This is a genomic window from Enterobacter cloacae complex sp. SHL009 (assembly GCF_049237205.1).
Taxonomy (GTDB): Bacteria; Pseudomonadota; Gammaproteobacteria; order Enterobacterales; family Enterobacteriaceae; genus Enterobacter; species Enterobacter cloacae_M.
On sequence record NZ_JBMKIW010000008.1, the window covers coordinates 63,122 to 87,873 of the forward strand.

The 24,752-nt window shown below is 55.3% G+C and carries 22 protein-coding genes and 7 tRNA genes; 27 read left to right on the forward strand and 2 right to left on the reverse strand.

What is annotated here, in order from left to right; translation table 11 throughout:
* Positions 1-167 precede the first annotated feature (167 nt).
* From ACOTZC_RS17510 to ACOTZC_RS17540, 7 genes are all read left to right on the forward strand, one after another.
* Positions 168-244, forward strand: a tRNA-Met gene (locus ACOTZC_RS17510).
* 8 nt (positions 245-252) lie between these two features.
* Positions 253-337, forward strand: a tRNA-Leu gene (locus ACOTZC_RS17515).
* A gap of 23 nt (positions 338-360) precedes the next feature.
* Positions 361-435, forward strand: a tRNA-Gln gene (locus tag ACOTZC_RS17520).
* A 32-nt stretch (positions 436-467) separates the two neighbouring features.
* A tRNA-Gln gene (locus ACOTZC_RS17525) sits at positions 468-542 on the forward strand.
* Between the two features lie 17 nt (positions 543-559).
* Positions 560-636, forward strand: a tRNA-Met gene (locus tag ACOTZC_RS17530).
* Between the two features lie 40 nt (positions 637-676).
* Positions 677-751 (forward strand) — tRNA-Gln (locus ACOTZC_RS17535).
* A gap of 36 nt (positions 752-787) precedes the next feature.
* Positions 788-862, forward strand: a tRNA-Gln gene (locus ACOTZC_RS17540).
* A gap of 109 nt (positions 863-971) precedes the next feature.
* Here the strand turns inward: ACOTZC_RS17540 and ubiF are convergent.
* Positions 972-2,147 (reverse strand): 3-demethoxyubiquinol 3-hydroxylase, encoded by a 1,176-nt coding sequence (gene ubiF, locus ACOTZC_RS17545; protein ID WP_163353561.1) that lies wholly within the window; start codon positions 2,145-2,147, stop codon positions 972-974.
* 135 nt (positions 2,148-2,282) lie between these two features.
* Between ubiF and miaB the strand changes: the two genes are divergently transcribed.
* The 10 genes from miaB (at position 2,283) to rihA (ending at position 12,508) form a co-directional block, all read left to right on the forward strand.
* Positions 2,283-3,707 (forward strand): tRNA (N6-isopentenyl adenosine(37)-C2)-methylthiotransferase MiaB, encoded by a 1,425-nt coding sequence (gene miaB / locus ACOTZC_RS17550; protein ID WP_023310760.1) that lies wholly within the window; start codon positions 2,283-2,285, stop codon positions 3,705-3,707.
* A 163-nt stretch (positions 3,708-3,870) separates the two neighbouring features.
* Positions 3,871-4,917: a PhoH family protein gene (locus ACOTZC_RS17555; RefSeq protein WP_023310759.1), complete on the forward strand. Its 1,047-nt coding sequence runs from the start codon at positions 3,871-3,873 to the stop codon at positions 4,915-4,917.
* Positions 4,914-5,381 carry an rRNA maturation RNase YbeY gene (ybeY, locus tag ACOTZC_RS17560; protein WP_008501052.1) on the forward strand — a complete coding sequence of 156 codons (468 nt, stop codon included), beginning with the start codon at positions 4,914-4,916 and terminating at the stop codon, positions 5,379-5,381. Before ACOTZC_RS17555 ends, ybeY begins: the two co-directional genes overlap by 4 nt.
* An 89-nt stretch (positions 5,382-5,470) precedes the next feature.
* A complete protein-coding gene (gene corC, locus ACOTZC_RS17565; RefSeq protein WP_021242574.1) occupies positions 5,471-6,349 on the forward strand; it encodes a CNNM family magnesium/cobalt transport protein CorC in 879 nt (292 codons plus the stop codon).
* 5 nt (positions 6,350-6,354) lie between these two features.
* A complete protein-coding gene (lnt, locus tag ACOTZC_RS17570; RefSeq protein WP_163353560.1) occupies positions 6,355-7,893 on the forward strand; it encodes an apolipoprotein N-acyltransferase in 1,539 nt (512 codons plus the stop codon).
* Positions 7,894-8,245: 352 nt separating this feature from the next.
* Positions 8,246-9,151: an amino acid ABC transporter substrate-binding protein gene (locus tag ACOTZC_RS17575; RefSeq protein ID WP_008501049.1), complete on the forward strand. Its 906-nt coding sequence runs from the start codon at positions 8,246-8,248 to the stop codon at positions 9,149-9,151.
* Positions 9,152-9,306: 155 nt separating this feature from the next.
* On the forward strand, positions 9,307-10,047 hold the full coding sequence (locus tag ACOTZC_RS17580; RefSeq protein ID WP_023310756.1) for an amino acid ABC transporter permease: 741 nt from the start codon (positions 9,307-9,309) through the stop codon (positions 10,045-10,047).
* Positions 10,047-10,721: a glutamate/aspartate ABC transporter permease GltK gene (gene gltK / locus ACOTZC_RS17585; RefSeq protein WP_014883002.1), complete on the forward strand. Its 675-nt coding sequence runs from the start codon at positions 10,047-10,049 to the stop codon at positions 10,719-10,721. The genes ACOTZC_RS17580 and gltK overlap by 1 nt, the downstream gene beginning before the upstream one ends.
* Positions 10,721-11,446: an amino acid ABC transporter ATP-binding protein gene (locus tag ACOTZC_RS17590; RefSeq protein ID WP_014883001.1), complete on the forward strand. Its 726-nt coding sequence runs from the start codon at positions 10,721-10,723 to the stop codon at positions 11,444-11,446. Before gltK ends, ACOTZC_RS17590 begins: the two co-directional genes overlap by 1 nt.
* 120 nt (positions 11,447-11,566) lie before the next feature.
* Positions 11,567-12,508 (forward strand): pyrimidine-specific ribonucleoside hydrolase RihA, encoded by a 942-nt coding sequence (gene rihA, locus ACOTZC_RS17595; protein WP_421635895.1) that lies wholly within the window; start codon positions 11,567-11,569, stop codon positions 12,506-12,508.
* A 79-nt stretch (positions 12,509-12,587) separates the two neighbouring features.
* Here rihA and ACOTZC_RS17600 read toward each other — a convergent pair whose 3' ends face one another.
* Complete coding sequence (locus tag ACOTZC_RS17600; protein ID WP_045402228.1) at positions 12,588-13,070, reverse strand: zinc ribbon-containing protein; 483 nt, start codon at positions 13,068-13,070, stop codon at positions 12,588-12,590.
* A 214-nt stretch (positions 13,071-13,284) separates the two neighbouring features.
* Here ACOTZC_RS17600 and leuS point away from each other — a divergent pair, with 214 nt between their 5' ends.
* The 10 genes from leuS (at position 13,285) to dacA (ending at position 24,687) form a co-directional block, all read left to right on the forward strand.
* Positions 13,285-15,867, forward strand: a complete 2,583-nt coding sequence (gene leuS, locus ACOTZC_RS17605) for a leucine--tRNA ligase (protein WP_045402152.1) — start codon at positions 13,285-13,287, stop codon at positions 15,865-15,867.
* Positions 15,868-15,881: 14 nt separating this feature from the next.
* Entirely contained in the window at positions 15,882-16,451 is a 570-nt protein-coding gene (gene lptE / locus ACOTZC_RS17610; protein WP_045356587.1) for an LPS assembly lipoprotein LptE, read from the forward strand.
* Positions 16,451-17,482 carry a DNA polymerase III subunit delta gene (gene holA, locus ACOTZC_RS17615; RefSeq protein WP_059446433.1) on the forward strand — a complete coding sequence of 344 codons (1,032 nt, stop codon included), beginning with the start codon at positions 16,451-16,453 and terminating at the stop codon, positions 17,480-17,482. The genes lptE and holA overlap by 1 nt, the downstream gene beginning before the upstream one ends.
* Positions 17,475-18,140 carry a nicotinate-nucleotide adenylyltransferase gene (gene nadD, locus ACOTZC_RS17620; protein ID WP_045402141.1) on the forward strand — a complete coding sequence of 222 codons (666 nt, stop codon included), beginning with the start codon at positions 17,475-17,477 and terminating at the stop codon, positions 18,138-18,140. The genes holA and nadD overlap by 8 nt, the downstream gene beginning before the upstream one ends.
* 269 nt (positions 18,141-18,409) lie before the next feature.
* Positions 18,410-18,727: a ribosome silencing factor gene (gene rsfS / locus ACOTZC_RS17625; protein ID WP_023334893.1), complete on the forward strand. Its 318-nt coding sequence runs from the start codon at positions 18,410-18,412 to the stop codon at positions 18,725-18,727.
* A 3-nt stretch (positions 18,728-18,730) separates the two neighbouring features.
* The gene (gene rlmH / locus ACOTZC_RS17630) at positions 18,731-19,198 is read left to right on the forward strand and encodes a 23S rRNA (pseudouridine(1915)-N(3))-methyltransferase RlmH (RefSeq protein WP_023310748.1); all 468 of its coding nucleotides are present in this window, start codon (positions 18,731-18,733) and stop codon (positions 19,196-19,198) included.
* A gap of 28 nt (positions 19,199-19,226) precedes the next feature.
* Positions 19,227-21,128 carry a peptidoglycan DD-transpeptidase MrdA gene (gene mrdA / locus ACOTZC_RS17635; protein ID WP_008501038.1) on the forward strand — a complete coding sequence of 634 codons (1,902 nt, stop codon included), beginning with the start codon at positions 19,227-19,229 and terminating at the stop codon, positions 21,126-21,128.
* Between the two features lie 2 nt (positions 21,129-21,130).
* Positions 21,131-22,243 carry a peptidoglycan glycosyltransferase MrdB gene (gene mrdB, locus ACOTZC_RS17640; protein WP_023310746.1) on the forward strand — a complete coding sequence of 371 codons (1,113 nt, stop codon included), beginning with the start codon at positions 21,131-21,133 and terminating at the stop codon, positions 22,241-22,243.
* A 16-nt stretch (positions 22,244-22,259) separates the two neighbouring features.
* Positions 22,260-23,336: an endolytic peptidoglycan transglycosylase RlpA gene (gene rlpA, locus ACOTZC_RS17645; RefSeq protein ID WP_163353559.1), complete on the forward strand. Its 1,077-nt coding sequence runs from the start codon at positions 22,260-22,262 to the stop codon at positions 23,334-23,336.
* 139 nt (positions 23,337-23,475) lie between these two features.
* Complete coding sequence (gene dacA / locus ACOTZC_RS17650) at positions 23,476-24,687, forward strand: D-alanyl-D-alanine carboxypeptidase DacA (RefSeq protein ID WP_014069323.1); 1,212 nt, start codon at positions 23,476-23,478, stop codon at positions 24,685-24,687.
* Positions 24,688-24,752 lie beyond the last annotated feature (65 nt).

The following is a 24,752-nucleotide window of genomic DNA, read 5'->3' on the forward strand; positions in this document are numbered from 1 at the left end:
CCTAAATCTGATTAATAACCAATAATTGCCGAATATTCGGTCACGCTGTTCGCAACCTAACCAAACAGTCACATTCCGGCTATTTTCGTTGAAAAAGGTGTTGACGCTGCAAGGGTCTATACGCATAATGCGCCCCGCAACGCCGATAAGGTAACGCGAAAAAAGATGGCTACGTAGCTCAGTTGGTTAGAGCACATCACTCATAATGATGGGGTCACAGGTTCGAATCCCGTCGTAGCCACCATCTTTTTTGCGGGAGTGGCGAAATTGGTAGACGCACCAGATTTAGGTTCTGGCGCCGCAAGGTGTGCGAGTTCAAGTCTCGCCTCCCGCACCATTCCCGGGTAAGCGTTGCACGGATGGGGTATCGCCAAGCGGTAAGGCACCGGTTTTTGATACCGGCATTCCCTGGTTCGAATCCAGGTACCCCAGCCATATTTCTTCGATTTTGCGGTTCTCCGCGGTATTGGGGTATCGCCAAGCGGTAAGGCACCGGTTTTTGATACCGGCATTCCCTGGTTCGAATCCAGGTACCCCAGCCATCGAAGATTGCAGTACTGGCTACGTAGCTCAGTTGGTTAGAGCACATCACTCATAATGATGGGGTCACAGGTTCGAATCCCGTCGTAGCCACCAAATTAAGATTATCGATTTTTCGGTAATCAAGACAAATTGTTGGGGTATCGCCAAGCGGTAAGGCACCGGATTCTGATTCCGGCATTCCGAGGTTCGAATCCTCGTACCCCAGCCAATTTAAAAAGTCGTTAAGCAGTTTGTTTAACGCAATTGGGGTGTCGCCAAGCGGTAAGGCTCTGGTTTCTGATACCAGCATTCCGGGGTTCGAATCCCTGCACCCCAGCCACTTAAGTAACAAAAAAGCCCGCTCTGCGGGCTTTTTTGTTTTTGTTGTTAGTATTGTGCAGCCTGATGCCCTCACCCTGCCCCTCTCCCACGGGGAGAGGGAATGAAAACTAAAGTCCTAAGGCGTATTTCAGCGCCTGACGCTTCAAACCACCTGCACGCTCCGCTGCCATCAATCCAATATTACGCAGAATGCGCACCGGGGCTAAGTCATTGCTGAACCCGGCATAGAACAGATCCATCCCCGACTGCATAATAAAGTTATCCGCCATGCGTCGCGTCTGGTAACGCTTCAGAATCTGATGGCTGGCCCAGTTTTCCGCGTGCCCGCGGGCGCTGCTCAGCACATCCAGTAACGCATCGACATCACGGTACCCCAGATTCACGCCCTGCCCGGCCAGCGGATGAATGGTGTGCGCTGCATCGCCCACCAGCGCCAGCCCTTCACGGGCATACTGCAAAGCATGGCGCCGAGTGAGGGGAAACGCCCCGGCAGCCACCGGCGTAACGTTGCCCAGACGGCTCGGAAAATGCAGGCGAATTTCCCGCTGCAATTGTTCCATTGAAAGCCCCTGCAGCTGGCGAATGCGTGCCGGTTTGTCGTACCAGACCAGCGATGCCCAGTTATCAAACAGCGGTAAAAACGCATGCGGGCCATTCGGCGTAAAGTGCTGCCACGTGCTTTCTCCCGGCGCATTCTCGCACTCGACGGTAATCAGCATGCAGGACTGCTCATACTGCCAGGCATGAACGCCAATTCCCGCCATCTGTCTGACCTGCGAGTTAGCGCCGTCCGCTCCGACGACAAGCTTAACGGCCAGTTCATCGCCGCTGTCGAGCGTCAGCGAATACCCGCTCTCCTGAGGATGCAGAGCCTTAATCGACGCCGGAACGCGCAGCGTCACCTTCGGGTGCGCCTCCAGCGCCTGCCAGAGCGCCTGCTGAAGCACGTTGTTTTCCACCATATAACCCAGGCGCGGCAGCTTTAGCTCAGCGGCATCAAACGCGACGTGGGCATTTTCCCACTCCCAGGTTTCAAGACGGCTATAGGGGTGCGTGCGCATCGCCAGCACCGCCTCCCAGACGCCCAGCCCGCGCAGCAGATCGACGGACGCCGCGCTGATCGCGGAAATGCGCACATCCGGTTTGCTGGCGGGATCGAAGGCCGACGGTGCAGCCTGTTCGATTACCGTTACCTCAAATCCCTGCTGCGCCAGCCCCAGCGCCAGCGCGCCGCCGACCATACCGCCGCCGACAACGGCAACTTCGGTGTGTAGGAGTGTCATGGTCAATTTTCCTTATTGGAGAATCCCTTAAGTTTACCGGATTTTTGCGGTCCTGAGACACATAACCTTCATACTGGTCACAACCCCACCAAAGCATTACAATACGCGGCTTGCAATCCTGAGCTGAGCAAGTCGATGACTAAAAAACTCCATATAAAAACCTGGGGCTGTCAGATGAACGAATACGATTCATCCAAGATGGCCGATCTGCTGGATTCAACCCACGGATACCAGCTGACAGAAAATGTGAAAGAAGCGGACGTGCTGCTGCTGAACACCTGTTCGATTCGTGAAAAAGCGCAGGAAAAAGTCTTTCACGTGTTAGGCCGCTGGAAGCTTCTCAAGCGAAAAAATCCGGACCTGATCATCGGCGTGGGTGGCTGCGTCGCGTCGCAGGAAGGTAAGCTGATCCGCCAGAGAGCCCCGTATGTGGATATTGTCTTTGGTCCTCAGACCCTGCACCGCCTGCCGGAGATGATCAATCAGGTTCGCGGCAGCCGCAGCCCGGTCGTTGACGTCAGCTTCCCGGAAATCGAAAAGTTTGACCGTCTGCCGGAGCCGCGCGCCGATGGCCCGACCGCCTTCGTCTCCATCATGGAAGGCTGCAACAAATACTGCACTTACTGCGTGGTGCCTTACACCCGCGGTGAAGAAGTCAGCCGTCCGGCAGACGATATTCTGTTTGAAATTGCGCAGCTTGCCGCACAGGGCGTTCGCGAAGTGAATCTGCTGGGCCAGAACGTAAACGCCTGGCGCGGGGAAAACTACGACGGCACCACCGGCAGCTTTGCCGAGCTGCTGCGTCTGGTGGCCGCGATTGACGGTATAGACCGCATTCGCTTTACCACCAGCCACCCGATGGAGTTTACCGACGACATCATTGACGTGTATCGCGATACGCCAGAGCTGGTGAGCTTCCTGCACCTGCCGATTCAGTGTGGCTCTGACCGCGTGCTGAACCTGATGGGCCGCCCGCATACGGTGCTGGAGTACAAGTCCACCATTCGCAAGCTGCGTGAAGCGCGTCCGGATATCCAGATCAGCTCCGACTTTATCGTCGGCTTCCCTGGCGAAACCGCTGATGACTTCGAGCGCACCATGAAGCTCATCGGTGAAGTGAATTTTGACGTCAGCTACAGCTTCATCTTCTCTGCGCGTCCTGGAACACCTGCGGCCGATATGGTTGACGATGTGCCGGAAGAAGAGAAAAAGCAGCGTCTGTATATTCTGCAGGAGCGTATTAACCAGCAGGCCAACGCGTGGAGCCGCCGTATGCTCGGCACCGTTCAGCGCATTCTGGTGGAAGGCACCTCCCGCAAGAGCATTATGGAACTCTCCGGTCGTACCGAAAACAACCGCGTGGTGAACTTTGAAGGCACACCGGATATGATCGGTAAATTCGTGGACGTCGAGATTGTTGAAGTGCTGACCAACTCGCTGCGCGCGAAGCTGGTACGCACCGAGGACGAAATGGGCCTGCGTATTGCCGAGTCACCGGAATCCGTGATCTCTCGTACCCGTAAAGAAAACGATTCTGGCGTGGGGATTTACCAGCCTTAATCCTCCTGGCCTGCCTTTCCGGCAGGCCTTGTATTTCCTCTCATCGTCCCCAATATCTTCCGCAACGCTTGCGCCTTTATTCTGCGGCGTGAATAATTTCGGTAATGACCGTTTTATTACGCCCTATCGCAATGGGTCAGTTAAACAATTAAAGAGGAACAGTTTGAATATAGATACGCGTGAAATTAGCCTTGAGCCAGCAGACAACGCTCGCCTGCTGAGCCTGTGCGGGCCGTTTGATGACAACATCAAACAACTGGAGCGACGTCTGGGTATCGAAATCAATCGTCGCGATAATCATTTCAAACTTACCGGACGCCCTATCTGCGTCAACGCCGCTGCGGACATTCTGCGTAGCCTGTATGTTGATACCGCCCCAATGCGCGGCGAAACGCAGGATATCGAGCCGGAACAGATCCACCTCGCCATTAAAGAGGCGCGCGTGCTTGAGCAAAGCGCGGAAAGCGTGCCGGACTACGGTAAGGCAATCAATATCAAGACCAAACGTGGCGTCATTAAGCCGCGTACGCCAAACCAGGCGCAGTACATCGCCAATATCCTGGACCACGACATCACCTTCGGCGTGGGTCCGGCGGGTACGGGTAAAACCTATCTGGCCGTTGCCGCTGCGGTAGATGCGCTGGAACGCCAGGAGATACGTCGCATCCTGCTGACCCGCCCTGCCGTCGAAGCGGGCGAAAAGCTGGGCTTCCTGCCGGGCGATCTGAGTCAAAAGGTCGACCCGTATCTGCGTCCTTTATACGATGCGCTGTTCGAGATGCTCGGCTTTGAGAAGGTTGAGAAGCTCATTGAGCGTAACGTTATCGAAGTTGCCCCGCTCGCCTACATGCGCGGTCGTACGCTGAACGATGCGTTCATCATTCTCGATGAGAGCCAGAACACCACCATCGAACAGATGAAGATGTTTCTGACGCGTATCGGCTTTAACTCGAAAGCGGTCATTACCGGTGACGTCACCCAGATCGACCTGCCGCGCAGCACCAAATCAGGACTGCGCCACGCGATTGAGGTGCTGGCCGAGGTCGATGAAATCAGCTTTAACTTCTTCCACAGTGAAGACGTGGTACGCCACCCGGTGGTCGCGCGTATCGTTAACGCCTATGAAGCCTGGGAAGAGGCGGATCAGAAGCGTAAGGCCGAACTGGCCGCAGAACGTAAGCGCGAAGCGCAGGAGCAAGAACAGAAATGAGTCAGGTGATCCTCGATTTACAGCTGGCCTGTGAAGACAATTCCGGCATGCCAGATGAGGCACAGTTTCAGAAATGGCTGGATGCCGTTATTCCTCAGTTTCAGGAAGAATCAGAAGTGACGATTCGCCTGGTGGATGAAGCAGAAAGCCATGAGCTTAACCTGACCTATCGCGGGAAAGATAAGCCGACCAACGTGCTCTCTTTCCCGTTTGAAGCGCCTCCGGGCATTGAGATGCCGCTGCTGGGCGATCTGATCATCTGCCGTCAGGTGGTTGAACAGGAAGCGAAAGAGCAGCAAAAGCCGCTTGAGGCCCACTGGGCGCATATGGTGGTACACGGCAGCCTGCATCTGCTCGGCTACGATCACATTGAAGATGACGAAGCGGAAGAGATGGAGTCCCTCGAGACAGAGATAATGCTTGCTCTGGGCTATGAGGATCCGTACATTGCCGAGAAAGAATAGTCCGTCACCTGACTGACTCACATGCCGCCACGAAAGGATATCGCGTGGCGGTAAACGTTGAACTAACAAGAGAACCCTTAACAAACGCCATGAGCGACGACAATTCACACAGTAGCGACACGACAACCAGTAAAAAGGGATTTTTCTCCCTCATTCTGAACCAGCTTTTCCACGGCGAACCCAAAAACCGTGATGAGCTGCTGGAGCTGATTCGTGATTCCGGGCAGAACGACCTTATCGACGAAGATACGCGCGAAATGCTCGAAGGGGTTATGGACATCGCCGACCAGCGCGTTCGCGATATCATGATCCCACGCTCGCAAATGATCACCCTGAAACGTAACCAGACTCTGGACGAGTGCCTCGATGTGATCATCGAATCGGCCCACTCGCGTTTCCCGGTCATCAGCGAAGACAAAGATCACATCGAAGGGATTTTGATGGCGAAAGATCTGCTGCCGTTTATGCGCAGCGATGCCGAAGCCTTCAGCATGGAAAAAGTGTTACGCCAGGCCGTGGTTGTGCCGGAAAGTAAACGTGTGGATCGGATGCTGAAAGAATTTCGCTCTCAGCGTTACCACATGGCGATTGTTATTGATGAGTTTGGTGGCGTTTCCGGTCTGGTCACGATCGAGGATATTCTTGAGCTGATCGTGGGCGAAATCGAAGACGAGTACGACGAAGAAGAAGATATCGACTTCCGTCAGCTTAGCCGCCACACCTGGACCGTGCGCGCGCTGGCCTCCATCGAGGACTTCAACGACGCCTTCGGTACCCACTTCAGCGATGAAGAGGTCGATACCATTGGCGGGCTGGTGATGCAGGCCTTTGGCCACCTCCCGGCGCGCGGTGAGACCGTTGACATCGACGGTTACCAGTTCAAAGTGGCAATGGCCGACAGCCGACGTATTATACAGGTTCACGTCAGAACGCCGGACGACTCACCGGTGCCAAAACTGGAAGATTAATGTAAATGGCATTTGCCCCACTGCTTGAACGCCAGCGCGTCCGTTTGCTGCTGGCGCTGTTACTCGGAGCCAGCGGTACGCTGGCTTTTTCTCCTTACGATATCTGGCCTGCGGCCATTCTCTCCCTGATGGGGCTTCAGGGCCTGACCCTGAATCGTCGTCCGGTACAGGCTGCGGCCATCGGTTACTTCTGGGGACTGGGGCTGTTTGGCTCAGGCATCAACTGGGTTTATGTCAGCATCGCCCAGTTTGGCGGTATGCCTGGCCCGGTAAACGTCTTCCTGGTGGTATTGCTCGCCGCATATCTCTCGCTCTATACCGGTCTGTTCGCCGGCATCCTTTCTCGCCTGTGGCCCAAAACCACCTGGCTGCGCGTCGCCATTGCCGCGCCGGTGGTCTGGCAGATAACCGAGTTCCTGCGCGGCTGGGTGCTGACGGGCTTCCCGTGGCTACAGTTCGGCTACAGCCAGATTGACGGCCCGCTGAAGGGGCTGGCGCCGGTCATGGGCGTTGAGGCCATTAACTTCCTGCTGATGGTGGTGAGCGGCCTGCTGGTATTAGCGCTGGTCACACGCTGCTGGAAGCCGCTGGCTGTGGCGCTGGTGCTGTTTGCCCTGCCCTTCCCGCTGTGCTATATCCAGTGGTTCACGCCCGAGCCAGAGCGCACCCTGCAGGTTTCCATGGTGCAGGGGAACATCCCGCAGTCCATGAAGTGGGACGAGAAAGAGCTGCTGAATACGCTGAAGATCTACGCCAACGCCACCGAAGAGGTGATGGGAAAATCACAGCTGATTATCTGGCCGGAGTCTGCCATTCCCGATCTGGAGCTCAACCAGCAGCCGTTCCTCAACATGATGAACGACCTGCTGCTGGCGCGCGGCAGCACCCTGATCACCGGGATTGTCGATGCGCGTCTGAATCAGCAGAACCGCTACGACACCTACAACAGCATCATTACGCTCGGGAAAGGTAGCGAGTACAGCTACCACTCCACAGACCGGTACAACAAAAATCACCTGGTGCCATTTGGTGAATTTGTCCCGCTGGAGTCGATTCTGCGCCCGCTGGCCCCGTTCTTTGACCTGCCGATGTCCTCTTTCAGCCGCGGCCCGTACGTACAGCCTCAGCTGCACGCGCACGGCCTGGCCCTGACGGCGGCCATCTGCTACGAAATCATTCTCGGCGAGCAGGTACGCGATAACTTCCGCCCGGATACCGACTATCTGCTGACCATCTCCAATGATGCCTGGTTTGGTAAGTCAATCGGGCCGTGGCAGCACTTCCAGATGGCACGTATGCGCTCTCTGGAGCTGGCGCGTCCGCTACTGCGCAGCACCAACAACGGCATCACCGCTGTGATTGGTCCGCAGGGCGAGATTCAGGCGATGATCCCGCAGTTTACACGCGAGGTGCTGACCACTAAAGTCACGCCAACCACGGGGCTGACGCCATATGCGCGCACCGGCAACTGGCCGCTGTGGGTACTGACCGCGCTGTTCGGCTTTGGCGCGGTGCTGATGAGCCTGCGTCAGCGTCGTAAATAACCTTTCCTTCTGTTGCCGGGTGGCGTAGCCGCCACCCGACAATTTTCTCCAGACTCCCATTCTGGCACGCCTATTGCTTTGTTTATTCAGGTAAACGCAGTTTGGCTTAACGTGCAACTTTGTCGCACCAGCGTAGATCATCGGCAGCACCGAAACGGTGCAACGGGAGATATTTGCCTCTGAATGGTGCGGCGCGCTTCGCAAAAATAAACAATAACGCAGCAAAATCTTTACATTAAGCCAGACTAAATGTTAACAAGCTTGCATAACACTGCACTCGCACTGCGCGAGATATAACAACATCACAATGGGTATCAATGCGTCGCTGGCGCTGATAAAAAAGGAGTTGGGTATGCAATTACGTAAACTGGCCACAGCAATGCTGGTTATGGGAATGTCTGCAGGCGTGGTTCACGCTGAAGATGCTCCGGCAGCAGGCAGCACTCTCGACAAGATTGCCAAAAACGGCGTTATCGTGGTCGGCCACCGTGAATCTTCTGTCCCGTTCTCTTACTACGACAACACGCAAAAAGTCGTGGGCTATTCACAGGATTACTCCAACGCCATCGTTGAAGCTGTGAAGAAAAAGCTGAACAAACCTGACCTGCAGGTGAAGCTGATCCCAATCACTTCACAGAACCGTATTCCACTGCTGCAAAACGGCACCTTTGACTTCGAGTGTGGCTCCACCACCAACAACCTCGAGCGTCAGAAACAGGCAGCATTCTCTGACACTATCTTTGTCGTGGGCACCCGTCTGCTGACGAAGAAAGGCGGCGAGATCAAAGACTTCGCTGACCTGAAAGGTAAAGCGGTTGTTGTGACCTCCGGCACCACGTCAGAAGTGCTGCTGCACAAGCTGAACGACGAGAAGAAAATGGATATGCGCATCATCAGCGCGAAAGACCATGGCGACTCCTTCCGTACCCTGGAAAGCGGTCGTGCCGTCGCGTTTATGATGGATGATGCTCTGCTGGCGGGCGAGCGTGCGAAAGCGAAAAAACCAGACAACTGGGATATCGTCGGTACCGCGCAGTCCAAAGAAGCCTACGGCTGTATGCTGCGTAAAGACGATCCGCAGTTCAAAAAGCTGATCGATGACACCATCGCTCAGGTGCAGACCTCCGGCGAAGCGGAGAAATGGTTCGACAAGTGGTTCAAGAACCCGATTCCACCAAAAAACCTGAACATGAATTTTGAACTGTCTGACGACATGAAAGCGCTGTTCAAATCACCAAATGACAAGGCTCTTAACTAATTAGAACTACAGGGGCGGGATCTCCTGCCCTCTCGATTGTCGGGAAGCATGGACAGACTATACGTTGAGTGGTCGTTCCCCACTGAGCGCGAAAAATGAGCTTCTCACCAATCTTCGAGGGTAGCGCTGCTACCCTTTTTTTTCTGGAGTTTATTATGTCAATAGACTGGAACTGGGGCATATTCCTGCAACAAGCCCCGTTCGGCAACACCACCTATCTTGGCTGGCTGTGGAGCGGCTTTCAGGTCACCGTGGCACTATCGATAACGGCGTGGATTATCGCGTTTCTTGTCGGTTCTTTGTTCGGTATTCTGCGCACCGTCCCTAACCGTTTTCTTTCAACGCTTGGCACCCTGTATGTGGAACTGTTCCGTAACGTTCCGCTGATCGTGCAATTCTTTACCTGGTATCTGGTCATCCCGGAACTGCTGCCGGAAAATATTGGCATGTGGTTCAAGTCAGAGCTGGATCCGAACGTGCAGTTCTTTGTCTCCTCCATGATGTGTCTGGGGCTGTTTACCGCTGCGCGCGTTTGCGAGCAGGTGCGTGCCGCCATTCAGTCATTGCCGCGTGGACAAAAAAACGCGGGCCTGGCAATGGGCCTGACGCTGCCCCAAACCTACCGCTACGTGCTGCTGCCTAACGCCTACCGCGTTATCGTTCCGCCGATGACCTCCGAGATGATGAACCTGGTGAAAAACTCGGCCATCGCCTCGACTATCGGCCTGGTCGACATGGCTGCGCAGGCGGGCAAGCTGCTGGATTACTCCGCTCACGCGTGGGAATCCTTCACCGCGATCACGCTCGCGTATGTTCTGATTAACGCTTTCATCATGCTGGTGATGAACCTGGTTGAACGCAAAATCCGCCTGCCGGGTAATCTGGGGGGCAAATAATGTACGAATTTGACTGGAGTTCTATCGTTCCATCGATGCCTTACCTGCTTGATGGCCTGGTGATTACCTTAAAAATCACCGTTATTGCCATCATCATTGGTATCGTCTGGGGCACCCTGCTGGCCGTCATGCGCCTGTCGAGCTTTAAGCCGCTCGCCTGGTTTGCGACCGCCTACGTTAACGTGTTCCGTTCCATCCCGCTGGTGATGGTGCTGCTGTGGTTTTACCTGATTGTGCCCGGTTTCCTGCAGAACGTGCTGGGGCTTTCGCCGAAAACCGATATCCGTCTGATCTCCGCTATGGTGGCGTTCTCAATGTTCGAGGCCGCTTACTACTCGGAGATTATCCGAGCTGGCATTCAGAGTATCTCCCGCGGGCAATCCAGCGCCGCGCTGGCGCTGGGAATGACGCACTGGCAGTCCATGCAGCTCATTATTCTGCCGCAGGCGTTTCGCGCCATGGTTCCGCTCCTGCTGACCCAGGGCATCGTGCTGTTCCAGGATACCTCGCTGGTCTACGTTCTGAGTCTGGCAGACTTCTTCCGTACCGCGTCAACCATCGGTGAACGTGATGGTACGCAGGTCGAAATGGTGCTCTTCGCGGGTGCGGTCTATTTTGTGATTAGTTTAAGCGCGTCGCTGTTGGTCAGCTGGCTGAAGAAAAGGACGGTATAATGATTTCCCTGAAAAATGTTTCTAAATGGTATGGGCACTTTCAGGTGCTGACCGACTGCTCCACCGAAGTCAAGAAAGGCGACGTGGTGGTGGTGTGCGGGCCGTCCGGCTCCGGTAAATCGACGCTGATCAAAACCGTCAACGGACTGGAGCCGGTGCAGCAGGGTGAGATCGTCGTCAACGGCACCAAGGTCAACGACAAGAAAACCAACCTCGCTCAGCTTCGCTCTCACGTTGGCATGGTGTTCCAGCATTTTGAGCTGTTCCCTCACCTCTCCATTATTGAGAACCTGACGCTGGCGCAGGTAAAAGTGCTTAAGCGTGATAAAAAAGCGTCGCGCGAGAAAGGTCTGAAGCTGCTGGAACGCGTTGGGCTTTCGGCGCATGCCGATAAGTTCCCGGCACAGCTTTCTGGCGGCCAACAGCAGCGTGTGGCGATCGCCCGCGCGCTGTGTATGGATCCGGTGGCAATGCTGTTTGATGAGCCAACGTCGGCGCTCGATCCAGAGATGATCAACGAAGTGCTGGACGTAATGGTCGAGCTGGCTCACGAAGGGATGACCATGATGGTGGTGACCCACGAAATGGGCTTCGCCCGTAAAGTGGCCAACCGCGTGATCTTTATGGACGAAGGGAAAATTGTCGAAGACTCACCGAAAGAAGAGTTCTTCGCTAACCCGAAATCCGAGCGTGCGAAAGATTTCCTTGCGAAAATCCTGCACTAACCTTCCCGGTGCGCAATCTGCGGATTGCGCACTGCTTCACGCTTTCACTCAGTTCCTCTCGTCGGCGTCACATTGCAGCGTTAACCTTGTCACAAAATAACGCTACGTATGGAGAACGCTATGGCACTGCCTATTATTCTCGATTGTGATCCGGGTCATGACGACGCGATCGCGCTCGTCCTCGCTCTTGCCTCCCCTGAACTCGAGGTAAAAGCCGTCACCTCGTCCGCCGGAAACCAGACGCCAGACAAAACCCTGCGCAACGTGCTGCGCATGCTCACGCTGCTCAAACGCACCGATATTCCTGTCGCCGGCGGGGCCGTGAAGCCGCTGATGCGCGAGCTGATTATTGCCGACAACGTTCATGGTGAAAGCGGGCTGGATGGTCCGGCACTGCCGGAGCCGGGCTTCACGCCGCAAAACTGTACCGCCGTGGAGCTGATGGCGAAGGTGCTGCGTGAGAGTGCAGAACCGGTAACGCTGGTGGCAACCGGACCGCAAACCAACGTTGCGCTGCTGCTGAACAGCCATCCTGAGCTGCATAATAAAATTGCCCGTATTGTGATTATGGGCGGGGCAATGGGGCTGGGGAACTGGACGCCTGCGGCGGAGTTCAACATCTTTGTCGACCCGGAAGCGGCGGAAATCGTCTTCCAGTCTGGCTTACCGATTGTGATGGCAGGGCTGGACGTTACCCACCGCGCGCAGATTATGGCGGACGATATTGAGCGATTCCGCTCCGTGGGTAATACGGTCGCGACAACCGTGGCCGAACTGCTCGACTTCTTTATGGAGTATCACAAAGCCGAGAAATGGGGCTTCCACGGCGCGCCGCTGCACGACCCGTGCACCATTGCCTGGCTACTGAAGCCGGAGATGTTCACCACGGTGGACAGATGGGTTGGTGTTGAGACGCAGGGAAAATACACCCAGGGAATGACGGTGGTGGATTACTACTCGCTGACGGGGAATAAAGCGAATACCACGGTGATGGTGGATATCGATCGCGAGGCGTTTGTGGATTTGCTGGCGGAGAGACTGGCTTACTATAGTGCAGCCTGATGCCCTCACCCCAACCCTCTCCCACGGGGAGAGGGGGCAAACACTAAAAACGGCAACATAGTTGCCGTTTTGCTTTTATTTAGGGCTCAAACGGCCGACGCTGGAACTGATCGTGGCCGCATTTCGGACACAGCGGCAGGACATCCGGCGTATATACCGCAATATGATGGTGGCAATTCTCGCACACCAGATTTCCCAAGCCGACCACCTCTCCACTGTGATAAACACCGTGATGGTTCAAATCCTGAAAGACCTCGCGCCACTCCAGCTGCGTTTTATCCGTGATGTCGGCCAGCTCTTGCCACAGGCTCTCTTTAATCACCCGCATAAAAACGCTGTCCGTGACCTCCTCCTGACTCTCCTGGTAGCTGCGCGCGAACTCTTCCAGATCGCGACGCACGGCGCGCGTCACCTCTTCCACTTCGGTTCGCGTTAACTCACCCGTTTTCGTCACGCGGGCACGCGCCTGCTCCACCAGCGCATCGATATCTCGCTCGCCGTTACGCAGCCGTTCCGTCAGTGTCGCCACCAGTTCGCGGTAAAATTGAGCAACCTTGTTCATCATTTTGCCTCCCGGGTAAGTAACTATTTCTAATAATAGACCTTATTTCATCGCCGCTTTGTCAGGTGAAGCACAGACCCGGTAAATTCCTGCAAAGCGCATTTGTGCGAAAGGCTGTTTTGACGCGGGCGTTTGGGCTATGCTATGCGGATCTGAATTACCACATCCATTGGCTACATTTGTAGCTGTATTGAAAACAGGACCACTGGCTGCCATGCAAGAGCAATACCGCCCGGAAGAGATAGAATCAAAAGTCCAGCAACACTGGGACGAGAAGCGCACCTTTGAAGTAACCGAAGACGAGAGCAAAGAGAAGTATTACTGCCTGTCGATGCTTCCCTATCCTTCTGGTCGACTACACATGGGCCATGTGCGTAACTACACCATCGGCGATGTGATTGCACGCTACCAGCGCATGCTGGGTAAAAACGTTCTGCAGCCTATCGGCTGGGATGCGTTCGGTCTGCCTGCGGAAGGCGCGGCGGTCAAAAACAACACCGCTCCGGCGCCGTGGACGTACGACAACATCGCGTACATGAAAAACCAGCTCAAAATGCTGGGCTTTGGCTATGACTGGAGCCGCGAGCTGGCAACCTGTACCCCGGAATACTATCGTTGGGAGCAGAAGTTCTTCACCGAGCTGTACAAAAAAGGCCTGGTGTATAAGAAGACCTCTGCCGTTAACTGGTGTCCAAATGACCAGACCGTTCTCGCGAACGAACAGGTTATCGACGGCTGCTGCTGGCGCTGTGACACCAAAGTTGAGCGTAAAGAGATCCCACAGTGGTTTATCAAAATCACCGCTTACGCTGATGAGCTGCTGAACGATCTGGATAACCTGGATCACTGGCCAGATACCGTTAAGACCATGCAGCGCAACTGGATCGGCCGTTCTGAAGGCGTGGAGATTACCTTCAACGTTGAGAACTACGACCAGACTCTGACTGTCTACACCACCCGTCCGGACACCTTCATGGGCGCGACCTACCTGGCCGTAGCCGCAGGTCATCCGCTGGCGCAGAAAGCGGCGGAAAACAATCCGGAGCTGGCGTCATTCATCGATGAGTGCCGCAACACCAAAGTGGCCGAAGCCGACATGGCGACGATGGAGAAAAAAGGGGTTGATACCGGCTTTAAAGCCATTCACCCACTGACAGGCGAAGCAATCCCTGTCTGGGCCGCCAACTTCGTTCTGATGGAGTACGGCACTGGCGCCGTGATGGCTGTTCCGGGTCACGACCAGCGCGACTACGAATTTGCCACCAAATATGGCCTGACCATCAAGCCTGTCATCCTGGCGGCTGACGGTTCAGAACCAGACCTGTCTGAACACGCCCTGACTGAAAAAGGCACCCTGTTCAACTCCGGTGAATTTAGCGGTCTGAGCTTCGAAGAGGGCTTCAACGCCATCGCCGATAAGCTGGCCTCTCTGGGCGTGGGCGAACGTAAAGTTAACTTCCGTCTGCGCGACTGGGGCGTGTCCCGTCAGCGTTACTGGGGTGCGCCAATCCCGATGGTGACGCTGGAAGATGGCACCGTGATGCCAACGCCAGAAGATCAGCTCCCGGTGATCCTGCCGGAAGACGTGGTCATGGACGGTATCACCAGCCCGATTAAAGCCGATCCTGAGTGGGCAAAAACCACCGTTAACGGACAGCCTGCGCTGCGTGAAACCGACACCTTTGACACCTTTATGGAGTCATCCTGGTACTATGCGCGCTACACCTGCCCGCAGTATCAGGACGGTATGCTCGATTCCGATGCGGCAAACTACTGGCTGCCGGTTGATATCTATATCGGCGGCATCGAACACGCCATCATGCACCTGCTCTACTTCCGCTTCTTCCACAAACTGATGCGCGATGCAGGCATGGTGAACTCTGACGAACCAGCAAAACAGCTGCTGTGTCAGGGCATGGTGCTGGCAGATGCGTTCTATTATGTTGGTGCCAACGGCGAGCGTAACTGGGTTTCACCGGTTGATGCGATCGTCGAGCGTGACGAGAAGGGCCGTATTGTTAAGGCGAAAGACGCCGAAGGTCATGAACTGGTCTACACCGGCATGAGCAAGATGTCCAAGTCGAAAAACAACGGTATCGATCCACAGGTGATGGTTGAGCGTTACGGTGCGGATACCGTGCGTCTGTTCATGATGTTTGCCTCTCCGGCGGACATGACCCTGGAATGGCAGGAGTCCGGCGTGGAAGGGGCGAACCGCTTCCTGAAACGCGTCTGGAAACTGGTTTACGAACACACTGCACTGGGCGATGCCCCGGCGCTGAACGCCGCCGCACTGACTGAAGATCAGCAGGCGCTGCGTCGCGATGTTCATAAAACGATTGCGAAAGTGACCGATGATATTGGTCGTCGTCAGACCTTCAATACCGCAATTGCGGCTATTATGGAACTGATGAACAAGCTGGCGAAGGCTCCGCAGGACGGCGAGCAGGATCGTGCCTTAATGCGTGAAGCGCTGCTTGCTGTTGTTCGCATGCTAAACCCGTTCACTCCGCACGTCAGCTTCACCCTGTGGCAGGAGCTGAAAGGCGAAGGCGATATCGACAACGCGCCGTGGCCGCAGGCTGACGAATCAGCGATGGTAGAAAACACGACGCTGGTTGTGGTCCAGGTAAACGGCAAAGTCCGCGGTAAAATTACCGTGGCGGTCGATGCAACCGAAGAACAGGTTCGCGAGCGCGCGGGCCAGGAACCTCTGGTCGCAAAATATCTTGAGGGCGTTACTGTACGTAAAGTGATCTACGTACCGGGTAAACTGCTCAATCTGGTCGTTGGCTAAGCGCGGGAGGAAACGTGCGACAACTGGCAACAATACTCTTATCACTGGCGGTGCTTGTCACCGCCGGCTGTGGCTGGCACCTGCGCAATACCACGGCGGTGCCTGCTGAGATGAAAACGATGATTTTCGACTCATCCGATCCGAATGGTCCACTCAGCCGGGCAATTCGTAATCAGCTGCGTCTGAACGGCGTTGAGCTTGTTGAGAAACAAACGCTGCGCCAGGACATTCCATCTCTGCGTGTTCTGGGGATGACTCTCGGCAAAGATACGGCATCTATCTTCCAGGATGGTCGTACCGCAGAATACCAGATGGTTATGACGGTCAACGCAGCGGTCCTGATCCCGGGTAAAGACATCTATCCGATCAGCACGAAAGTGTACCGTTCGTTCTTCGATAACCCGCAGACGGCGCTGGCAAAAGATGCCGAACAGCAGATTATCATCAACGAAATGTACGACAAGGCGGCGGAACAGCTGATCCGTAAACTGCCAGGTATTGCAGCGTCTACCAGACAAGGCTCTGACATTGTTGAAAAACCCGTTGCCGGCACGCTTCCTGCTGCTAACTCTCTGGGTAAATGATGATCAGGCTGTATCCTGAACAACTCCGCGCGCAGCTCAAAGAAGGGCTGCGCGCGGCGTATCTGCTTCTTGGAAACGATCCCTTATTACTTCAGGAAAGCCTGGATGCCGTGCGGCATGAGGCCGCCTCTCAGGGCTTCGATGAGCACCACACCGTCCAGCTGGATAACAACACCGACTGGAATGCCCTCTTCTCACTCTGTCAGGCGATGAGCCTTTTTGCGTCGCGCCAGACTATTCAGATCCTGCTGCCGGAAAACGGCCCTAACGCGGCCATCAATGAACAGCTGGCCACGCTGGTCAGCCTGCTTCACAGCGATCTGCTGCTGATTGTGCGCGGCAACAAGCTCACCAAAGCGCAGGAAAATGCGGCGTGGTTTACCCAGCTCGCAGCCCACGCGGTGCAGGTCACCTGCCAGACGCCTGAACAGGCGCATCTGCCTAAATGGGTGGCAGCGAGAGCGAAGCAGAACAACCTTCAGCTGGATGATGCGGCGAACCAACTGCTCTGCTACTGCTATGAAGGTAACCTGCTGGCCCTGGCGCAGGCGCTGGACAGACTCTCCCTGCTCTGGCCGGATGGCAAGCTGACCTTGCCGCGCGTCGAGCAGGCCGTTAACGACGCGGCGCACTTCACGCCGTTCCACTGGGTGGACGCGCTGCTGTCGGCGAAAAGCAAACGCGCCCTGCATATTCTGCAACAGCTGCGTCTCGAAGGGAGCGAACCGGTTATTTTGCTGCGTACGCTGCAGCGCGAATTGCTGCTGCTGATTACGCTCAAGCGTCAGTCTGCCCATACGCCGCTGCGTTCGCTGTTTGATAAACACCGCGTGTGGCAAAATCGCCGGGCTTTGACCACCGAGGCCGTCAACCGCCTGAGTCATGAACAGCTTCGTCAGGCTGTGCAGCTTCTGATGCGCGCTGAGCTCACGTTAAAACAAGATTACGGCCAGTCGGTCTGGGCGGAGCTGGAAAGCCTTTCCCTGCTGCTCTGCCACAAGGCGCTGGCAGACGTTTTTATTGATGGATAGCATGCATTCTTTACAGGCCTTATATGGCGGCACCTTCGACCCGGTACATTACGGGCATCTGAAGCCGGTTGAAATTCTGGCGAATCTGATCGGACTTCAGCGCGTCACCATCATGCCCAACAATGTCCCGCCCCATCGTCCACAGCCCGAGGCGACTAGCGAGCAGCGAAAAGAGATGCTTGCCCTTGCCATCGCAGATAAACCGCTCTTCCGACTTGACGAGCGTGAGCTGCGTCGCGACACGCCCTCCTGGACGTCTCAGACGCTTCAGGAGTGGCGCGCCGAACAAGGACCAGACCAGCCGCTTGCCTTTATCATCGGCCAGGATTCTCTGCTGAATTTCCCTACGTGGCATCAGTATGAAACCATCCTGGAGAACAGCCACCTGCTCGTCTGCCGCCGCCCCGGCTATCCGCTGACCATGCGCGAAGCGCAGTACCAGCAGTGGCTGGAAGACCATCTCACCGATAATGTTGAAGATCTTCACAATCAGCCTGCCGGGAAGATCTATCTTGCGGAAACGCCGTGGTTCGATATCTCTGCGACCCTCATTCGTGAGCGTTTACAGCAGGGTTTAGCCTGTGACGATCTGCTCCCCGCACCGGTGTTAGCCTATATCCATGCGCACGGTTTGTATCAGAAAAGCGCAGATGAATAGCCGGAGGGCATAAAAAGGGGCTTATTGTTTATCCTGCCTTGACAGGGTAAGCCATACTGTTATTCTCCGCTGCCAGACTTTCCCGCCGATAATTGCTTTACAGAAATTGTTTTACAAAAATGGCGATGCAATCTCAGGCGGAGGGTGGGATGATACCGGCCTTCTGAAGCCCGACCGGAGACATTTGTCCCGACGCAGGCGTGAGTTCAGGTATACTGTCTGGCTACGAATTCAAAGTTTTACAATCTCATTCACCCCAGGGGGAAAACTTGCAGGGTAAAGCACTCCAGGATTTTGTTATTGACAAAATTGATGACCTGAAAGGTCAGGACATCATCGCTATCGACGTTAAGGGTAAATCCAGTATTACCGACTGCATGATCATCTGCACCGGTACATCGACGCGTCATGTTGTTTCAATTGCCGATCACGTGGTTCAGGAATCGCGTGCAGCAGGGCTGTTGCCGCTGGGCGTTGAAGGTGAAGCGACGGCTGACTGGGTAGTAGTCGACCTCGGCGATGTGATTGTCCACGTCATGCAGGACGAGAGCCGTCGCCTGTATGAGCTGGAAAAACTCTGGGGTTAATGCGTGAAGTTGCAGCTGGTCGCCGTCGGCACCAAAATGCCGGACTGGGTACAAACCGGTTTTACTGAATATCTGCGTCGTTTTCCAAAAGACATGCCGTTCGAGCTGGTGGAAATTCCCGCCGGTAAGCGCGGCAAGAACGCTGATATCAAACGTATTCTCGATAAAGAGGGCGAACTGATGCTGGCTGCCGCAGGCAAAAACCGCATCGTCACCCTCGATATTCCAGGTAAACCCTGGGATACGCCGCAGCTGGCGCAAGAACTGGAGCGCTGGAAGCAGGATGGTCGTGACGTCAGTCTGTTGATTGGCGGACCAGAAGGGTTATCCCCTGCCTGCAAAGCGGCGGCTGAACAAAGTTGGTCTCTCTCCGCGCTGACGCTTCCCCACCCGCTCGTTCGGGTACTGGTGGCAGAAAGCCTGTATCGCGCGTGGAGCATTACTACCAACCACCCCTATCACCGCGAGTAATGACTGACCAGGGTAGATTAAGCAGCGGATGAAACTACAGAATTCTTTTCGCGACTATACGGCTGAGTCCGCGCTGTTTGTGCGCCGGGCGCTGGTCGCCTTTACCGGGATTTTGCTGCTTACCGGCGTGCTGATCGCCAACCTCTATAATCTGCAAATTGTCCGCTTTACCGACTACCAGACGCGTTCAAACGAAAACCGCATTAAGCTGGTGCCTATCGCACCCAGCCGCGGCATTATTTACGATCGTAACGGCACACCGCTGGCGTTGAACCGCACCATCTATCAAATCGAGATGATGCCGGAAAAAGTCGATAATGTTCAGGATACGCTGGAAGCGCTGAAAAGCGTTGTCGACCTTAACGATGACGATATCGCGGCCTTCAAAAAAGAGCGCGCCCGCTCTCACCGCTTCACCTCGATTCCGGTTAAAACCAATCTTACGGAAGTCCAGGTGGCCCGCTTTGCGGTGAATCAGTACCGTTTCCCCGGCGTGGAAGTGAAGGGATATAAGCGTCGCTACTATCCCTACGGCTCCGCGCTGACGCATGTAATTGGCTACGTTTCCAAGATTAACGACAAAGACGTCGACCGCCTTGATAAAGACGGCAAGCTGGCCAACTACGCCGCAACGCACGATATCGGTAAGCTGGGGATCGAACGTTACTACGAAGACGTTCTGCACGGGCAAACCGGCTATGAAGAGGTTGAGGTTAACAACCGTGGCCGCGTGATCCGCCAGCTGAAAGAAGTGCCGCCTCAGGCGGGGCATGACGTCTATCTGACGCTCGACCTCAAGCTTCAGCAGTATATTGAAACCCTGCTAGCGGGCAGTCGTGCAGCCGTTGTGGTCACCGATCCTCGTACCGGCGGCATCCTGGCGATGGTCTCCATGCCTAGCTATGACCCGAACCTCTTCGTTGACGGCATATCCAGTAAAGACTATTCCGGTCTGCTGAACGATCCGAACACGCCGCTGGTGAACCGTGCAACGCAAGGGGTTTACCCGCCGGCATCAACGGTTAAACCGTACGTCGCGGTTTCTGCGCTGAGTGCCGGCGTCATCAACCGTAATACCAGCCTGTTTGACCCAGGCTGGTGGCAGCTACCTGGCTCAGATAAGCGCTATCGTGACTGGAAAAAATGGGGCCACGGTCATCTGAACGTCACCAAATCGCTGGAGGAGTCTGCGGATACCTTCTTCTATCAGGTGGCGTATGACATGGGGATCGACCGCCTGTCAGAATGGATGAGCAAATTCGGCTACGGACACTATACCGGAGTTGACCTTGCAGAAGAACGCTCCGGCAACATGCCTACGCGCGAATGGAAGCTGAAGCGCTTTAAAAAACCGTGGTATCAGGGCGACACCATTCCGGTGGGTATCGGTCAGGGCTACTGGACGGCAACGCCGCTTCAGATGAACAAAGCCATGATGATCCTCATCAATGACGGCGTGGTGAAAGTGCCGCATCTGCTGCAGAGTACGGTTGAAGACGGCAAAAAAGTGCCGTGGAACCAGCCGCATGAAGCCCCGGTGGGTGACATACATTCAGGCTTCTGGGAAATTGCGAAAGACGGTATGTACGGCGTGGCAAACCGCCCGAACGGTACCGCACACAAGTATTTCGCCGGGACGCCGTACAAAGTGGCGGCGAAGTCCGGTACTGCGCAGGTGTTTGGTCTTAAGGCCAATGAAACCTATAACGCGCACCGCATTGCTGAACGTCTGCGTGACCATAAGCTGATGACGGCGTTTGCCCCTTATGATAACCCGCAGGTCGCGGTGGCGATGATTCTGGAGAACGGCGGTGCCGGGCCAGCAGTAGGGACCATCATGCGCCAGATTCTTGACCACATTATGCTGGGTGATAACAACACCGAACTGCCGGCTGAAAACCCGGCCGCCGCTGCGGCGGAGGACCAATAATCATGACGGATAATCCAAATAAAAAATCGCTGTGGGATAAAATCCACATCGACCCAGCCATGCTGCTGATCCTGCTGGCTCTACTGGTGTACAGCGCCCTGGTTATCTGGAGCGCCAGCGGCCAGGACATCGGCATGATGGAGCGCAAAATCGGCCAGATCGCCATGGGTCTGATCATCATGGTAGTGATGGCGCAAATCCCGCCGCGCGTCTACGAAGGCTGGGCACCCTATCTTTACATCTTTTGTATTATTTTGCTGGTTGCGGTAGATGCGTTTGGCGCCATTTCAAAAGGGGCGCAGCGCTGGCTGGATCTGGGCGTTGTCCGCTTCCAGCCCTCGGAAATTGCCAAAATCGCCGTTCCATTGATGGTGGCACGCTTTATCAACCGCGACGTCTGTCCGCCGTCGCTGAAAAATACCGCCATCGCGCTGGTGCTGATTTTCCTGCCAACGCTGCTGGTTGCGGCACAGCCTGACCTGGGGACCTCAATCCTTATTGCCCTCTCCGGCCTGTTTGTCCTGTTCCTGTCGGGACTGAGCTGGCGCCTGATTGGTATCGCGGTGGTGCTGATTGCGGCTTTCATTCCTATCCTGTGGTTCTTCCTGATGCATGATTACCAGCGCCAGCGCGTCATGATGCTGCTCGATCCGGAAACCGATCCGCTGGGCGCGGGCTATCATATTATTCAGTCCAAGATTGCGATTGGCTCCGGCGGCCTGCGCGGTAAAGGCTGGCTGCACGGCACGCAGTCGCAGCTGGAGTTTTTACCGGAACGCCACACCGACTTTATCTTTGCGGTACTGGCGGAAGAGCTGGGGCTGGTTGGCATCTTAATATTGCTGGCGCTGTACGTCCTGCTGATCATGCGGGGATTGTGGATTGCAGCGCGCGCGCAAACCACCTTTGGTCGCGTCATGGCCGGCGGGTTGATGCTGATTTTATTCGTTTATGTCTTCGTAAATATTGGTATGGTGAGTGGTATTCTGCCGGTGGTAGGCGTACCGCTGCCGCTGGTGAGTTACGGAGGCTCGGCACTGATCGTGTTGATGGCCGGGTTTGGTATCGTGATGTCGATCCATACCCACAGAAAAATGTTGTCAAAAAGCGTATAAAAATAAGGGGATCGGAATGCGTAAGCAGTGGCTGGGGATCTGCATCGCGGCAAGTTTACTTGCGGCCTGCACAAGTGATGATGGTCAGCAACAGGCAACCGTCGCGCCGCCGCAGCCTGCGGTATGTAATGGCCCGATCGTTGAAATCAGCGGTGCCGATCCCGTTTATGAACCGCTGAATGCCAGTGCCAATCAGGATTACGAGCGCGATGGCAAAAGCTATAAAATTGTTCAGGATCCTTCCCGTTTCAGTCAGGCGGGCTTTGCCGCCATTTATGATGCCGAGCCAGGAAGTAACCTGACGGCTTCCGGGGAAGCGTTCGACCCAATGCAGCTGACGGCGGCACACCCGACGCTGCCGATCCCGAGCTACGCCCGTATCACCAACCTGGCGAATGGCCGTATGATCGTCGTGCGGATCAACGACCGTGGACCTTACGGGAATGACCGGGTGATTTCCCTGTCGCGCGCGTCTGCCGATCGCCTGAATACCTCGAACAACACCAAAGTCCGTATTGATCCGATTATCGTCGCACAGGATGGTTCGCTCTCCGGGCCGGGTACCGCGTGTACGACGGTGGCAAAACAGACCTATGCCCTTCCTGACCGCCCAAATCTTGACGGCGGAATGGGAAGCGTCTCGTCTCCGGCAGAGCCAGCTCAGCCGGGGGGAGAAATTCGCCCGATCAGCAATGACACGCTGCAAAGCGAGGATTCTACCGGCGCGCCGGTAAAGAGTAGCGGCTTTCTTGGCGCACCGACGACCTTAGCCTCGGGCGTGCTGGAAGGCAGTGAGCCGACTCCGGCCCCTGCTCCCGTTGCTGCGCCAGCGACCCAGCCGGCTCCCGTAACGGCGCCAGCGGCCAGCGGCAACTATGTGGTTCAGGTAGGCGCAGTGAGCGATCAGGCCCGGGCCAAGCAGTACCAACAGCGTCTGAGCCAGCAGTTTGGCGTACCGGGACGCGTTGAGCAGAACGGCGCGGTCTGGCGCATTCAGATGGGGCCGTTTGCCAGCAAATCGCAGGCCGCATCCCTGCAGCAGCGTCTGCAGAATGAAGCTCAACTTCAGTCATTTATCGCTGTTGCGAAATAATTAACCGGCGGTATCCGAATTGTCAGTTAGTGTAAAACACATTCACAAACTCATGCTTAAAGTCGGATGCCTGCCTGAATAGCATTTGCTATAGTAAGGCACTTTTTTTAATTCCATCACGGATGTCGTAGTTCTGACCATGAAGACCACTTTTTCTGCTCGTTTTGTGCAGCGCATGGCGCTGACCACGGCCCTTTGCGCTGCTGCGCTCTCTGCAGCTCACGCCGATGACCTGAATATCAAGACCATGATCCCTGGCGTTCCGCAAATCGACGCGGAATCCTACATCCTGATCGATTACAACTCTGGCAAAGTACTGGCAGAACAGAATGCCGATGCCCGCCGTGACCCGGCCAGCCTGACCAAAATGATGACCAGCTACGTTATCGGCCAGGCGATGAAGGCAGGTAAATTCAAAGAATCGGATCTGGTCACCATCGGTAACGATGCGTGGGCAACCGGGAACCCTGTTTTCAAAGGTTCCTCTCTGATGTTCCTGAAGCCGGGTATGCAGGTTCCTGTTTCCCAGCTGATTCGCGGTATCAACCTGCAGTCTGGTAACGATGCCTGCGTGGCGATGGCCGATTTCGCCGCCGGTAGCCAGGATGCCTTTGTGGGCCTGATGAACAGCTACGTTACCGCGCTGGGTCTGAAAAACAGCCATTTCCAGACCGTACACGGCCTGGACGCAGACGGTCAGTACAGCTCCGCACGTGATATGGCCCTGATTGGTCAGGCGCTGATCCGCGATGTACCTAACGAATACTCTATCTATAAAGAGAAAGAGTTCACCTTCAACGGTATTCGTCAGACCAACCGTAACGGCCTGCTGTGGGATAACAGCCTGAACGTTGACGGCATCAAAACTGGCCACACCGACAAAGCGGGCTACAACCTGGTGGCCTCTGCCACTGAAGGTCAGATGCGTCTGATCTCTGCCGTGATGGGCGGCCGCACCTTTAAAGGTCGTGAAACAGAAAGCAAGAAACTGCTGACCTGGGGCTTCCGCTTCTTCGAAACCGTGAATCCACTGAAAGCAGGCAAAGAGTTTGCGTCTGAACCCGTCTGGTTCGGCGACAACGACCGTGCTTCACTCGGCGTTGATAAAGACCTCTACCTGACCATTCCACGCGGTCGCATGAAGGATCTGAAAGCCAGCTACGTGCTGAACAGCACCGAGCTGCATGCCCCGCTGCAGAAAAACCAGGTTGTGGGCACGATCAACTTCCAGCTGGATGGAAAAACGATCGATCAGCGTCCGCTGGTTGTCCTGCAAGAAATTCCTGAAGGCAATTTCTTCGGCAAAATCATTGATTACATTAAATTGATGTTCCACCACTGGTTTGGTTAAAAATTGAACACTTGAAAGTGTGATTTTGATCCCCATATACTAAGTATCCTGATAACTCCCATCTG